Here is a 12,513-nt window from a genome sequence, read left to right as displayed (position 1 = left end):
TGTGTCACTCCTGCGGGGCATCGGGCAGCAAACTTGCGGTTAGGGTCAACACCATGGCGCCGCCAAGCCCGATCAATGTGGTCTCAAAGGCGTTGCCCAGACCGCGCAGCATCGGTGCAAGGGCCGCGTCCTGCGGCCCGCCCTGGGCAAAGATTTCGGGCAGGGCCTCCAGCGCGCCCATGAGGCCGAAAATCGTCCCGAAGAACCCAAGGAGCGGCAACAGCCCGGCCAGACCAGCGGCAAAGCGGGCAGTAGATGGGGGCAGTGGGCCGGTGGCGGCCGCGAGGGTCAGCGCCAGCGAGGACAGAAACGCCAGCCAAAGGCAGAGATGCACCGGGGTCTGCAACAGATAGGGCAGCAGGGCCGCCGCACTCAGGCTGAGCGCGGTTGCAAGCATCAGAACAAGCGCGCCCCCAAGCACAAGCCCATCGACCGGGCGCGGTGCCTGCGCCGTCATGCGCGGCAACCAGACGGCCAGACAGAGCAGCACCAGCGGCCAGGCTTGCAGCCGGTCCAGCCCCGCGCCATCGCTGCCGATCTGCCCCAGGAGCCCGCCCAATGTGGCCACGAAGGCCAGGGCCGGGACCAGATGAGCCGTCAGCCAGTGCAGGCCGGGCTGCCAGAAAAGCCGGGCCAGTTCCGCGATCAACGCCAGACCTGCCAGCAGGTCGCAGGCGGTGCGCAGCGGGGCTGGCACCATCCCGCGCCCCAGCCCGTAAAACAACAGCGCCAGCGCGGAAAACCCAAAGCTCAGATATATGTCGGCGCGGGCGGGGTGATCTGTCATCTCAGGACATCTCTATCCGTTCCAAAGGCTGGATATTGACCTGCGGGCTGAGCTCCTGAAAGGACAGCACGGCGAGATCGGGAAACTCCCGTTCGACGATCTTGCGCATGAAGCGCCGGATATCCATCGGCGTCAGCACCACCGGCTTCAGCGTATGGCGATTGAGATCGCCGACGGTCTTGCGCAGCGCGGCCACCAGTTTCTTGTGGGTGTCCGGCGAAAGGGTCAGATAGGAGGCGCCCGAGGTCTGGCGCACGGCGCCGCGGACCTCATCCTCGATTTTCTTGGACAACAGATAGGCCGAGATCACGCTCTGCCCGCCGGCAAATTTATGGGTGATGTAGCGGCTCAGGGCGGAGCGCACATGTTCGGTCAACAGGATCGGGTCTTTTTCGCGCTGACCCCATTCGACCAGGGCCTCCAGGATGGTGCGCATGTCCCGGATCGAGATCTCTTCCATCACCAGGCGCTGCAACACATCGGCGATGGTGATCACCGGTAATGTCCGATTGGCCTCGCGGACCAGCTCGGCAAAGTTCTTCTCCATCTCGCTCATCAGATACATGGTTTCCTGCACCCCGATGAATTCGCCGGCGTGGGATTTCAGCACATGCGCCAGGTGATAGGTCAGGATCGCCGGCAGGGTCAGGGTCTGGATGTCAGCCTTGCGCAGCAGCGGTTCGTGTTTGGCCGCCACCCAGAGGCTCGGCATATTCGGCAGGAAATCGTCGCCCTTCTCGAAGGGGATGTTGAACATTTCAAGGTTCGCGGGCGTTTCCCGCACGATCATGAAACCGGGGCGCGACCGTCCGACGGCAACCGGGATTTCATTGACCAGAATCCGGTATTCGTCCTCGTCCAGCGTGTCGTTCAAACGCAGATTGACCCCCGGGAAGGGCACGCCGAGGTCGAAGTAGAGCGCCCGCCGCACCTTTGCGACCTCGGTGTCCAGGCGACGCGGTTCAATGTAGTTGCGCACCGAGGAGGAGATATCGACGATCAGCGGCACGGTGAGCGCAAAGGTTACCGGCTCGACCTTCTCAAAGGGTTCGGCCCGCGTCTCCTTTGGCAGGGTTGGCAATTTGTCGGGCTGATTGGCCGGCGCCAATGCGGGCATGAATTGGCTGGTCTCCATATCGGCCAGCTTTTTGCGGCCCTTGGTGATCAGCACGCTGCCAAAACCGGTTATCGCGGCGAGACACAGAAACACCACCGTCGGAAAGCCGGGAATGGCGGCAAAACCGAGCAGGATGCCGGACGCGATCATAAGCGCCTTGGGCTCGTTCATCAGCTGGCGGCCGATGTCGGTGCCGAGGTTTTCATTGTCATCGGAGGCAACGCGGGTAACGATGAAGCCAGCGGTGATCGAGATGAACAAGGCCGGGATCTGACTGACCAGACCATCGCCGATGGTCAGGATCGCATAGACCCCGACCGCCTCGCTTGCGCTCATGCCGTGCTGGGTCGTGCCAACGGCCACCCCGCCGATGATATTGACGAAAATGATGATCAGACCGGCGATGGCGTCGCCCTTGACGAATTTCATCGCCCCGTCCATCGCGCCGTAAAGCTGGCTCTCCTTCTCCAGCTTGTTGCGCCGGGCCTTGGCGTCCTGCATGTCGATCATGCCGGCCCGCATGTCGCTGTCGATCGACATCTGCTTGCCCGGCATGGCATCAAGCGAGAAGCGCGCCGAAACCTCTGCCACGCGCTCGGAGCCTTTGGTGATGACCAGAAAGTTCACGATGGTCAGGATCAAGAAGATCACCGCGCCGACGACCAGGTTGCCCGACACCACGAAATTCCCGAAGGTTTCCACGATCTTGCCTGCGTCCGCCTGCAACAGGATGAGCCGCGTGGTGGTGATCGACAGCGCCAGGCGGAACAATGTCGTCAGCAACAGGATCGAGGGGAAGGCGGAAAAGGCGACCACCTCGGACAGGTAGATCGCGACCATCAGCAGGATCGCCGAGATGCTCAGGTTGATGCCGATCAGCACATCCACCAGTTGTGTCGGCAGCGGCAGGATCATCATGAACACGATGCAGATCAGCAGGAACGCAAGGATCACGTCGTTGCGTTGCGAGATTTTGGTCAGCAGTTTCTGCACCGGGTCTGTCCTTGAAGCACAACAAATGGGGGCATGAAAACGGCCCCTCTGGCCGGGTGTATCCGGCTCCGGGATCGACCAAGTGTGTCAAACTTCATTCCCGATTTTCGGCGGCTGTGTCAGGTCGTGTAAAGAAATCCTTAATCAGCGGGGCGAGCGAGCTTGGGCATGAACCTTGAAACCGACGTGGTGCGGCTGTTCGCGGAGATCGGATTCCTCGGCATCAGCCGCGGCGAGCTTGCGGCCGCCGCCGATATTTTCGAGACTCTGGCCATTTTGCGTCCCACCGAGGAGGTCGGCGCTGTCGGCTTGGCGCTGGCGGCGCTTGGCATGGGGCGGATCGTGCAGGCGCAGCAGATTCTGGCCAAGGCGCCGCAGACCGAGACCGTGGTTGCGTTTTCCGTCATGGCGCATGGCATGGCTGGCGACAGGCGTCAGGCCGAAGCCTTGCTGGACGATCTGACCGCGATGCGCGCCGCGCCGGAGCTCATCGCCATGGCCAGCGCCGCGCTGGATGACGCCCACGGACAACAACCAATAAAAGGACAGGTCGGATGACAGCGGCGAGCGAATTGGGGCGGACGCTCCTGACGGGGTTACAGCCTGGGTCAAACACAGCCGAGGCCGTTGGCAATGCGGCCAAGGGCGACAGCATGGGGCGGTTTGAAACGGCGATGCGCGATGCGCTCACCGGGCGCGACACCGCGGCGCTTTCGGGGGCTGAGCCGGTGCGGCTGGCGCAGGTTGGCCCGCTGACGGAATTGCCAGCTTCGACCGGGCAAATCCGTCCCGTCGGGGCGCAGGAGTTCAATCCGCTGTCCGCCGCGCAGGCACCGCAGCAGGTGTCGCAAGGGCGCGCTGCCGATGATCGCGCCGCAAGCGGGCTTGGTTTGGCCGGACCAGAGGTCGGCAGCGTGGAGGCAACGCCGGGCCAGACGATCCTTTCCGGTCTGGAACGCATGCGCAGTGTCTTTGATGACAAGATCGGCGGCATCGGCAACAGGATGGAGCACACCGAGATGAGCGTTCAGGCCATGGTCAGCCTACAGGCGGAAGTGGTCGAGTATTCGGTTCTCGTGGATGTCTCGTCAAAACTCGCCGGGAAATCCACGCAGGCGATGGACAGCCTGATGAAAGGCCAATGACGTCAGCCATGAAACGGTTTTTCCTGCGCCACGTGGCGATGGCTCTGACGGCGCTGTGTCTGCTGGCGGCCTGCCAGACCGAGATCTATTCCAACGTCTCCGAACGGGAGGCGAACGAAATGCTTGCGGCGCTTCTGGCGCAGAATATTTCTGCCTCCAAGACGGCGATCGGCGATGGTGTTTTCTCCATCTCGGTTGAAGAAAGCGATTTGCAGCGAGCGCTCACGGTACTGGACAACAAGGGCCTGCCGCGCAACACCCGCGAGACCATCGGCCAGGTGTTTTCCGGTGGCGGCATCGTGTCCTCGCCCTTTGAGGAGCGGGTGCGCTATATCTACGCGCTTGGCGAGGACGTGGCCAGGACATTGCAGGAAATCGACGGGGTGCTTGTGGCCCGCGTGCATGTGGTCATGCCCGAGGAAGCGGCGCTGGGTCAGCAGGCGAAACCGGCCTCCGCGGCGGTGTTCATCAAGCAGCAGGCGGGGTACGACCTTGATTTCCTGGTGCCGCAGATCCGCCGGCTTGTTGCCAATTCGATCGAGGGCGTGGACTACGAGGCGATCACCGTGGTGCTGGTGGAAGCCGCGTCCGAAACTGTTCCCAATGCGCCAGAGGCGATGCCGACCGTGCGCAGCATGGGGCTCGATGTGGCGCGCAGTTCCGAAGCGGCGCTGCGCACCGGGGTGATCCTGGGCGCGCTGGCGCTTCTCGCGGCCTTGGCCGGCATTGTGGTCCTTGCGGTGATGAACCATCGCTTGCGCGAGGCGGCAGCGCCCGCAGAGGAGGCGTGATGGCGCTCGCGCTGGACAGCGAGGCGGGACAAGCGACCCTGCGGGTGGCGCGTCTGCTGGCGGATCCGCTGTCGGTCCTGCCCGCGGGCGCGGCGACGCTTCCGGCGCTGTTTCATGCGCCGGAGTTTCGCGCCCTCGCGCCCAAGGCCCTTGCCGCGACCCCCGCCGGGGCGGTTCTGAGCGAGATTGCGCGGGCGACCCGGGCGCTGCCTGAACGTCTCACGCCGGAGATGAGCACCGCGCTGAAGCTGGCCCTGGCGCCCGAGGCGCAGCTGTCCAAGGCGCAACGGTTTCTTGCCGCCGCGATCCATGCCCCGCGCCTGCGCGCCGCACTGCTGAAAGCGGAGCGGGAGGCCATGGCGGCCCTGTTCGGCGCCGATGCCTTTGAATTCGCGCTGCGCGAAGGGGCCGCTTTTTGCCATCTCCTGGCACAATTCGACGAGGGCGCGACCTTGAGCGGCGCGGATTTCGCCAGCCATCCGGCAGCAAAGACCGCGCATCGGCTCATGGCGGCCTGCCTGATGGCGAGCCAGCCAGCCGCCGGTCACGTCTATGCGCTGCGCAGCACCGGCGCCCTGCCGCAGGACGCGCCGGAACCAGACGCGCAGACGGTGAAACAGGCCCTGCGCGCCATGGCGCGGGGGGGCACCGCATGAGCGAGGTCTACCGGCTGAATACCCTTGGGGTGTCGCTGTCCGCACCGGATGGCGTGCTGCGCGCCGAAACGCTGACCGCCATTGCAGGCGCTGACGCCCTGCTGAAGGCCGCCGAAGCGGAGGCCGAGGCGATCCGCCACGCCGCGCAAGAGGTTTATGACGCCGAGAAGGCGCGCGGGTTTGCCGAGGGCACCGCCGAAGCGGAGCGTCAAGCCGCCGGTCGCATGCTGGCAGAGCAGCACCGGATCGACCAGCAGCTGGCCGCGATGGAGCGTGATCTGGGGCGGCTGGTGCATGATTGTGTCACCCGGATCATCGAGCGCTATTCCGACGAGCAGCTGACACGTGAGCTGGCCCGCTCCGCCCTTGCGACCATGCGCAGTCAACGACGCGGGCAATTGTTCGTCGCGCCCGACATGCAGGAGGAGCTGCGCGCGACCCTGTCCGGGTTGCTGACGGAATTTCCCGAAATCGAGCTGGTCGATGTGATTGCCGACGCCACGCTTTCAGCGCCGAACCTGCGACTGGAAACCGACCTCGGCGTGGTGAGTTTCGTGTTGCAGGACACGCTGGAGCAGCTGCGCAGCCTTCTTGAACTGCAAGAGGGGTAGGGGCAGCGATGATGGCATCTGAGGACAACAGGACAGACAGCCTCCCTCTCCCCCGGGCGGATCTTGCGCGGCTTGCCGCCGCGCCGGACCGCCTGCGCGCGCGGGCGCTGCGCTGCCAGCCGTTTCGGCTGACGGGGCGGGTGAAAAAGGTGGTCGGCACGATCATTCACGCAGTCGCGCCCGATGTTCAGGTCGGCGAGCTGGTCAACCTCTATACCCGCGAAAGCGACCACCATCTGGCGGCTGAGGTGGTCGGCTTTGCCGGGCCCGAGGCGCTGTTGTCCCCGATCGGCGATATCCAGGGCGTGTCGCCTGCGACCGAGGTCTATCCGACCGGGCAGGTGCAATCCGTGGCCGTGGGCGACGGCCTTGTCGGCCGGGTTCTTGATGGCTTTGGCGATTTTATTGATGGGCTTGATCTGCCGTTCGAAGCCGAGGCCCATGTGCCCGTCTATCGCGCGCCGCCCGATCCCATGAAGCGCCGTATCATCGACACCCCCCTGTCGCTGGGGGTGCGCGCCCTTGATGGGCTGCTCACCTGTGGCGAGGGCCAGCGCATGGGGATCTTTGCGGCGGCGGGGGGCGGTAAATCCACGCTGCTGTCGATGCTGGTCAAAGGTGCGGATGTCGATGTCACGGTTCTGGCCCTGATCGGGGAACGCGGCAGAGAGGTTCGCGAATTCATCGAACATGACCTGGGGCCGGAGGGGCTGAAGCGCGCGGTGATCGTGGTGGCGACCTCTGACAAATCCTCGATGGAGCGCGCCAAGGCCGCCTCTGTCGCGACCGCGATCGCCGAGTTTTTCCGCGACCAGGGCAAGCGGGTGCTTTTCCTGATGGACAGCGTCACGCGGTTTGCCCGGGCGCAGCGCGAGATCGGCCTGGCCGCGGGGGAGCCCCCGACCCGGCGTGGCTTTCCGCCGTCCGTTTTTGCCATGTTGCCCCGCCTGTTGGAGCGGGCCGGAATGAGTGATCGCGGCTCTATCACGGCGCTTTATACGGTGCTGGTGGAAGGTGACGACATGAATGAGCCGATCGCGGACGAGACCCGATCCATTCTGGATGGGCACATCATCCTGTCGCGCAAGCTTGGTGCTCAGAACCACTATCCCGCGATTGACGTCCTGGCCTCGAAAAGCCGGGTGATGACCAAAGTTGTCGCGCCCGATCACCGTGACATGGCCGGAACCGTCAACGAGTGGCTGGCGCTTTATCAGGATGTCGAGCTGCTGGTGAAAATCGGTGAATACCAGAAGGGGAGCGATCCGCGCACCGACAAGGCGATCGAGAAACACGATGCCATCCGCGATTTCCTGCGCCAGCGGACGGATGACCTCATGCCCTATGAAGAGACGCTCGCGCGTCTGCGGGAGCTGACCCGATGATTGCCCAGTTCCGCGTTCTGAAAGAGGTGAAGGAACTGCGCCAGAACAAGGCGCTTCGTGCCCTGGAAGCGGCGCGCAGCACCCTGCGTGACGCCGAAGAGCGGGCCGAGGCGCTGTCGCGCGAGGTGGAGGAAAGCGCCGCGACGCTGCCGGCGCGCGAACGGGCGCTGTTCGAGCCGATCCTGGGGCAGGAAATCGGCACGGCGGAGGTCGATGAGGTCAAGGAACGGGTCCATGCGCTGATTGAAGCGCATCAATGGCTGTCGGACCGGCGTGACCGGGCGCGCGACCATGTGCGGCGCTGTCAGGAGCAGCTGAAACAGGCGCGTCAGGAGCTGCGCAAATGCGAGGCGGAGCACGAGAAGATCGACACTCTTCTGAGCGACATGCGCCAGATTGCCGAGGGCGCGGCCATGGCGCGCGAAGAGACGGAAATCGAGGATTTGTTCAGCCGCCCCCGCCTTATCGGAGGATTACACTGATGGATATCAACGGATCGGGCCAGCAGGATCAGCACGCGCGCACGCTGGATCAGGCACCGCAGCATGGAAAACAGGGCAACACCCCCTGGCGTCAGCAGCAGGAGCAACAGGCGGCCCTGGCCGAAGCCCTGGGACGGCAGGTGCAGGCCGCGCGCGCTCAGGCCGCGAAAGGGACGGAGGCCGACAGCGAGGTCGAGGATCTTGTGGTTTTGGCGCCGATGACCGGCTCGCCCTTGTTGACCCCGCCCGCTGCGGCGGCTCAGAACACATCCGCTGCCAGCGCTCCGGCGCAGGCGGTCGAGGTGGCGATGCACCAGCTTGAGGCAAAGCAGACCGGTCCGGCCCTGGCGGTTCAAGCCCTGCGTTTTGACATCCCGCTCGACATCGCCGGTGTCCGAGAGGCCACGCTTTCGATGACCGCCACCGCGATCACGGTGACGCTGCACTGCCCGGCAGAGGCAGACCGTGCGGCGATCATGGCGATCGCGCGGGACATGGCGGCGCAGATCCAGATGCGCCACCCCGGCAAGGCTGTTCGCGTGCTGTCAGAACAGGAGGAGGCCGAGGCGAAACCGGAGTTTGATCCGCTGCGCGGTCCGGTCCATGGGGCCAAGCCGATCAGATGAAAGATGGTCGCCTTGATATTCTGAGTCTGACCGATCAGGTGACGCTCTGGAACGCGGCCTGCCGGTTCCTGAACACACCGCTGCCGCTTGCCGGTGGTGCGACGGCCCGCTTGACGCTGGTCGATCCGCGCCCCGACACCGCCTTTTGGTCCGAAGACATCGGCAGCGGAATTCGCGCCCGGCTTGAGGCGTTTGATTTTGCCGGTCTGACCGGCGAAGCCTTTGACATGGACGCCCTCGCGGTGCTGGACAGCGCGCTCGCCGAGGAGATCGCCCGCGCTGCCCTGCGCATGTTGGTGCCCTTGTGGGGGGCATGCAGCATGCAGCCCTGTTCTGCTCCCCAGTCGGCCGAGATCTGGCTGCGCGCGGATATCACCCACCCATCGGGCGGAACCAGCGCGGTGCTGCTGGCCGGATCACAAGCGGGATTCGTGCGTGCGCTGATCGCCCGGGAGCTGACGGATTTCCAGTTGCCGATCCAAAGCGAGCACCTTGCCGCCGTGATCCCGGTTCGGATCAGCCTGGAAAGTGGCGGTCTCACGATGGCCTGTTCTGTCCTGCAAAGCCTGCGCCCCGGCGATTGCCTGATGGCGGGGCCGGATCCCGATCAATGCCGTTTGCGCGCGGGCAAGCTCCGTGTCGAAGCCCAGAAGATAAACGAAGAGTGGAAGGTGTCCACCATGAGCGATGATCCCGAGATGACCGCGACCGATGCAGCCGACGAGACGCTCCCCGCGACCGAGATCGGCGATATTCCGGTGGCCTTGGCCTTTACGATTGCGAAGGGCGAATTGCCGCTGGCCGAGATCGCCGCGCTTGCGCCCGGCGGGGTCTTTCCGCTGAGCCTTCCCGAGATTGGGCCCGGGCTGGAGGTGGAGCTGACCGTCAACGGCAAGCAAATCGGCGATGGGCACCTCATCACCATCGACGGCCAGCCCGCCGTGCGGATCGCCAGCCTGTTCGGAGCGCGCGGGAATGATTGATCCGCTCAATCTTATCCTGGCGCTTGGCGTTGCGGGTCTGGTGCCGTTTCTGGCCGTTGTCGCCTCGTCATTCATCAAGATTTCGGTTGTGCTCATGCTTGTGCGCAACGCGCTCGGGGTGCAGCAAATCCCGCCGAACATGGCGCTGAATGCCCTGGCGATCATCATATCCGGCTACATTATGGCCCCCGTTTTTGTGGAAACTTTCGACATTCTGGCCAGCGGCGACTACCGGTTCGACAGCGTCGCCGAGGTGCAGCGCACGTTTTCTGCGGCCAAAGATCCGCTGTTGAACTGGATCAACCTGCATTCCGACGAACGCGAGCGGACCTTTTTCGTGCTTGCGGCCAAGGAAATCTGGCCCGAGAGCCTTCAAGACAGCGCCACGGCCGAAAACCTTGCGGTGGTGCTGCCCGCCTTTGTGGTGAGCCAGCTACGCGAAGCCTTTGAAATTGGCTTCTTGCTCTATCTGCCGTTCATCGCGATCGACCTGATCGTGTCCAACATCCTGTTGGCGATGGGGATGATGATGGTGTCACCTTTGACCATCTCCTTGCCGTTCAAGCTATTTCTCTTTGTGATGGTGGACGGTTGGTCGCGGTTGATCCTCGGTCTCATTCAGACCTATGCCATATAGAGGGGCCGCATCATGACGCCTGCCGAGGCTACCAACCAGATCACCGAAGCGATGATGCTTGTCATGATATTGTCGATGCCACCGATCGTGGTGGCGTCGCTGGTTGGCATCGTGGTCAGCCTTCTTCAGGCGCTGACGCAGATCCAGGAGCAGACCCTGTCTTTTGCGATCAAACTGATCGCCGTGGCGATAACCATCGCCGCCATGGCCGGGATTCTGGGCTCTGAGATGGTGACCTTTACCCAGGGGTTGTTCGATAATTTCCCCAAGATGGTGCGCTAGGTCATCCGTACCTAGGCCGGCCCGCTTTGCCGCATGTAGAAATCAAGCGCCGCGCGGCCGTCTTCGCCCAGCTCCCCATGCAGCGCATAGAGGCTGCGGGCCTTGATGTAAGATCGCATCCGAAGCCGGCGGCGCGTCTTGGCGCCAAGGTTGACCTTGGCCGGCTCGACCTCCTCGCAGAGGGCCACCGCCTCCAGCGCAGCGGTATGGTTGCCAAGGGTGTTTTCCACGACGGCAGAGGCAAAGGCGATCTCGGGGCTGCGCAGCCCGGCCGCGAGCGCGCCGTCGATCAGCACCTTGGCTTCCTCCGGGCGCTGATGCTGCAATCGCACGAAAATCGCGATCAGCAGGAAATCGGCCTCTTGTGCTCCGAGGTCTGACGCCGCCGGCAGGAGCGCATCACGCATGGTATGGTCTCGCAAGTGGTCCCCGGAAACAAAAGGAACGGCCCCGCAGGCCGTTCCAATACGGGATGTCGCTGTGACACGACATCACCAAATCGCATCACGCGACGTTGCGAACAATCGTCTTGAGCGTATCGGCGATGGTCTTGAGCATGTTCGTGCGCAGGTTGGTCACGGCGGACCAGGTGTTCATTGCCATCTGCATCGCGTACATCTTTTCGGTGTCGGAAAGGTTCGCGTTCTGCTCGATCTCGGCGATATCGCTCTCGATTGCCTGGGTCTGGGCTTGCAGATACTCTTGGCGCCAGATCAGATCAAACCCGTCGCGCTCAACGTAGTTATAGCCGGTGGAGGATGACCCCGTGCCCCAGTTCGCTGAATCGATTCCCCAAGAATCTGTGGTTGTCCCGACGGTCATTTCTGTGTCTCCTTGAAACCTTGCGAGGCAAGAATGTGTTTGCAGGCCCCAATGGCCGTGAGAATGCGTTGCGCCGTTTCGTGGTCTTGCGGTGCAAGACCGGCATCGCTGGCTTTTGCGGTTTGCGCTTTCAGCGTTTCAAGGCGGGACAGGCAGTCGCGCATCACGTCGGATGCGGTCTCTGACATCAGCCTTTCTTCCAATTGCGAAAACCCGAACACCAGCGGACCTCTTCTTTCTGGGGCAACATGAATTCCGTTTCTACCTTGCCCGCTCAGCGCCCGGGTGGCTGTGTCAAATGACACCGGACTGGGCGCGCTTAGTCGGCGTTTGCGGCGATATTCTCAAGCCGCGTCTTGTCGCAGAGCAGGATGTGACGATCCTCAAGCGCGATGATGCCCTGTTTCTCCCAGCTTCGCAGCGTCTTGTTCACGTTCTCCCGGGTGCCGCGCGCCATCGAGCCAAGATCCTGCTGGGTGATGATCGGCCCAAGACATTCAAGCATTTCGCCCTTGTAGCGAATGCGGTTGCCGAGGGTGGCGGCCAGTTGCAACAGCACATGTGCCAGGCGCAGGGACAGGTTGGGCAGATAGAGCGCACGTGTCAGATGCACGTGATCGCGGTATCGTTTGGCGATGACAGTGGCGATGGCGGAGTGCACGCCATGGGACAGCTCGCCCAGATGCTTGAGCCCGTTGAGATCCAAGTGCAGCACCTCGGCCGGCCCGATCGTAAAGGAGGTATCGCAGTTCGGGCTGCCGTCAAAGGCCCCCGCCTCGCCAAAGCTCTGCCCGGCGGGAACAACAGAGAGAAGCGTCACCATGCCGTTTTCGTTGATGTAGGTCAGCCGCACATAGCCCGATATCAGAATGTGAAAATGCGTGGTGGGATCTTCCTGAAAGTAGATCACCGAACCTGCCGGATACTGAACCAACTCGCAGAAACGCTCAAGTTGCGCAGCCGCCGCCGGGCCTACGTTCAAGGCCTGGTCGAGCGCTGTCTGTATGCCGGGTTTCATGCAGTCGACTCTCTGAAAATGCATTTCGGGGGCATGATAAGATGTCCGCGCACTGGAGGTGCTGCGGAGGTCTTCAGTGCACTATGGATTTCCTAGGTTATTCATGCGTTTGAGGAACTTTCCATCGCAAAGGTTTATCATTTTGAAGAAGAAGTTATCATCTTAAGGATCGTGCATC

At 63.1% G+C, this 12,513-nt stretch carries 17 protein-coding genes; 11 read left to right on the top strand and 6 right to left on the bottom strand.

From position 1 onward, the window contains the following. Nucleotides 1-4: 4 nt before the first annotated feature. Both HCZ87_RS01215 and sctV read right to left on the bottom strand, forming a co-directional pair. On the bottom strand, nucleotides 5-787 hold the full coding sequence (locus tag HCZ87_RS01215; RefSeq protein WP_167641943.1) for a MotA/TolQ/ExbB proton channel family protein: 783 nt from the start codon (nucleotides 785-787) through the stop codon (nucleotides 5-7). 1 nt (nucleotide 788) lies between these two features. Next, nucleotides 789-2,897 (bottom strand): type III secretion system export apparatus subunit SctV, encoded by a 2,109-nt coding sequence (gene sctV / locus HCZ87_RS01210; protein ID WP_368484065.1) that lies wholly within the window; start codon nucleotides 2,895-2,897, stop codon nucleotides 789-791. A gap of 168 nt (nucleotides 2,898-3,065) precedes the next feature. Here sctV and HCZ87_RS01205 point away from each other — a divergent pair, with 168 nt between their 5' ends. From HCZ87_RS01205 to sctS, 11 genes are read left to right on the top strand one after another with little or no spacing between them, the layout of a single operon-like run. Beyond that, nucleotides 3,066-3,455, top strand: a complete 390-nt coding sequence (locus tag HCZ87_RS01205; protein ID WP_167641942.1) for a hypothetical protein — start codon at nucleotides 3,066-3,068, stop codon at nucleotides 3,453-3,455. Continuing rightward, a complete protein-coding gene (locus tag HCZ87_RS01200; RefSeq protein ID WP_167641941.1) occupies nucleotides 3,452-4,042 on the top strand; it encodes an EscI/YscI/HrpB family type III secretion system inner rod protein in 591 nt (196 codons plus the stop codon). The genes HCZ87_RS01205 and HCZ87_RS01200 overlap by 4 nt, the downstream gene beginning before the upstream one ends. 8 nt (nucleotides 4,043-4,050) lie before the next feature. Beyond that, a complete protein-coding gene (gene sctJ, locus HCZ87_RS01195; protein WP_167641940.1) occupies nucleotides 4,051-4,833 on the top strand; it encodes a type III secretion system inner membrane ring lipoprotein SctJ in 783 nt (260 codons plus the stop codon). After that, the gene (locus tag HCZ87_RS01190; RefSeq protein ID WP_167641939.1) at nucleotides 4,833-5,489 is read left to right on the top strand and encodes a hypothetical protein; all 657 of its coding nucleotides are present in this window, start codon (nucleotides 4,833-4,835) and stop codon (nucleotides 5,487-5,489) included. The genes sctJ and HCZ87_RS01190 overlap by 1 nt, the downstream gene beginning before the upstream one ends. Continuing rightward, nucleotides 5,486-6,100, top strand: coding sequence for a type III secretion system stator protein SctL (gene sctL, locus HCZ87_RS01185; protein WP_167641938.1), 615 nt, complete (start codon nucleotides 5,486-5,488; stop codon nucleotides 6,098-6,100). Before HCZ87_RS01190 ends, sctL begins: the two co-directional genes overlap by 4 nt. A gap of 8 nt (nucleotides 6,101-6,108) precedes the next feature. Further along, on the top strand, nucleotides 6,109-7,485 hold the full coding sequence (gene sctN, locus HCZ87_RS01180; protein WP_254868478.1) for a type III secretion system ATPase SctN: 1,377 nt from the start codon (nucleotides 6,109-6,111) through the stop codon (nucleotides 7,483-7,485). Further along, complete coding sequence (locus tag HCZ87_RS01175) at nucleotides 7,482-7,967, top strand: YscO family type III secretion system apparatus protein (protein ID WP_167641937.1); 486 nt, start codon at nucleotides 7,482-7,484, stop codon at nucleotides 7,965-7,967. Before sctN ends, HCZ87_RS01175 begins: the two co-directional genes overlap by 4 nt. Beyond that, nucleotides 7,967-8,593: a hypothetical protein gene (locus HCZ87_RS01170; RefSeq protein ID WP_167641936.1), complete on the top strand. Its 627-nt coding sequence runs from the start codon at nucleotides 7,967-7,969 to the stop codon at nucleotides 8,591-8,593. Before HCZ87_RS01175 ends, HCZ87_RS01170 begins: the two co-directional genes overlap by 1 nt. Further along, nucleotides 8,590-9,576 carry a FliM/FliN family flagellar motor switch protein gene (locus HCZ87_RS01165; RefSeq protein ID WP_167641935.1) on the top strand — a complete coding sequence of 329 codons (987 nt, stop codon included), beginning with the start codon at nucleotides 8,590-8,592 and terminating at the stop codon, nucleotides 9,574-9,576. Before HCZ87_RS01170 ends, HCZ87_RS01165 begins: the two co-directional genes overlap by 4 nt. Next, nucleotides 9,569-10,213 (top strand): type III secretion system export apparatus subunit SctR, encoded by a 645-nt coding sequence (gene sctR, locus HCZ87_RS01160; protein ID WP_167641934.1) that lies wholly within the window; start codon nucleotides 9,569-9,571, stop codon nucleotides 10,211-10,213. The genes HCZ87_RS01165 and sctR overlap by 8 nt, the downstream gene beginning before the upstream one ends. A 12-nt stretch (nucleotides 10,214-10,225) precedes the next feature. Next, nucleotides 10,226-10,495, top strand: a complete 270-nt coding sequence (gene sctS, locus HCZ87_RS01155; RefSeq protein WP_167641933.1) for a type III secretion system export apparatus subunit SctS — start codon at nucleotides 10,226-10,228, stop codon at nucleotides 10,493-10,495. 11 nt (nucleotides 10,496-10,506) lie between these two features. On the opposite strand, the gene HCZ87_RS01150 is transcribed toward sctS, so the two are convergent. The 4 genes from HCZ87_RS01150 to HCZ87_RS01135 form a co-directional block, all read right to left on the bottom strand. After that, the gene (locus HCZ87_RS01150; RefSeq protein ID WP_167641932.1) at nucleotides 10,507-10,902 is read right to left on the bottom strand and encodes a hypothetical protein; all 396 of its coding nucleotides are present in this window, start codon (nucleotides 10,900-10,902) and stop codon (nucleotides 10,507-10,509) included. A 97-nt stretch (nucleotides 10,903-10,999) separates the two neighbouring features. After that, entirely contained in the window at nucleotides 11,000-11,317 is a 318-nt protein-coding gene (locus HCZ87_RS01145) for an EscF/YscF/HrpA family type III secretion system needle major subunit (protein WP_167641931.1), read from the bottom strand. Then, on the bottom strand, nucleotides 11,314-11,505 hold the full coding sequence (locus HCZ87_RS01140) for a hypothetical protein (protein ID WP_167641930.1): 192 nt from the start codon (nucleotides 11,503-11,505) through the stop codon (nucleotides 11,314-11,316). Before HCZ87_RS01140 ends, HCZ87_RS01145 begins: the two co-directional genes overlap by 4 nt. 131 nt (nucleotides 11,506-11,636) lie before the next feature. Then, complete coding sequence (locus HCZ87_RS01135) at nucleotides 11,637-12,335, bottom strand: Crp/Fnr family transcriptional regulator (protein ID WP_167641929.1); 699 nt, start codon at nucleotides 12,333-12,335, stop codon at nucleotides 11,637-11,639. Between the last annotated feature and the right edge of the window lie 178 nt (nucleotides 12,336-12,513).

This window comes from Phaeobacter sp. HF9A (assembly GCF_011806385.1).
Taxonomy (GTDB): domain Bacteria; phylum Pseudomonadota; class Alphaproteobacteria; order Rhodobacterales; family Rhodobacteraceae; genus Epibacterium.
Note: the sequence above shows the minus strand (reverse complement) of the source record. Positions and strands in the feature narration are given on the sequence as shown.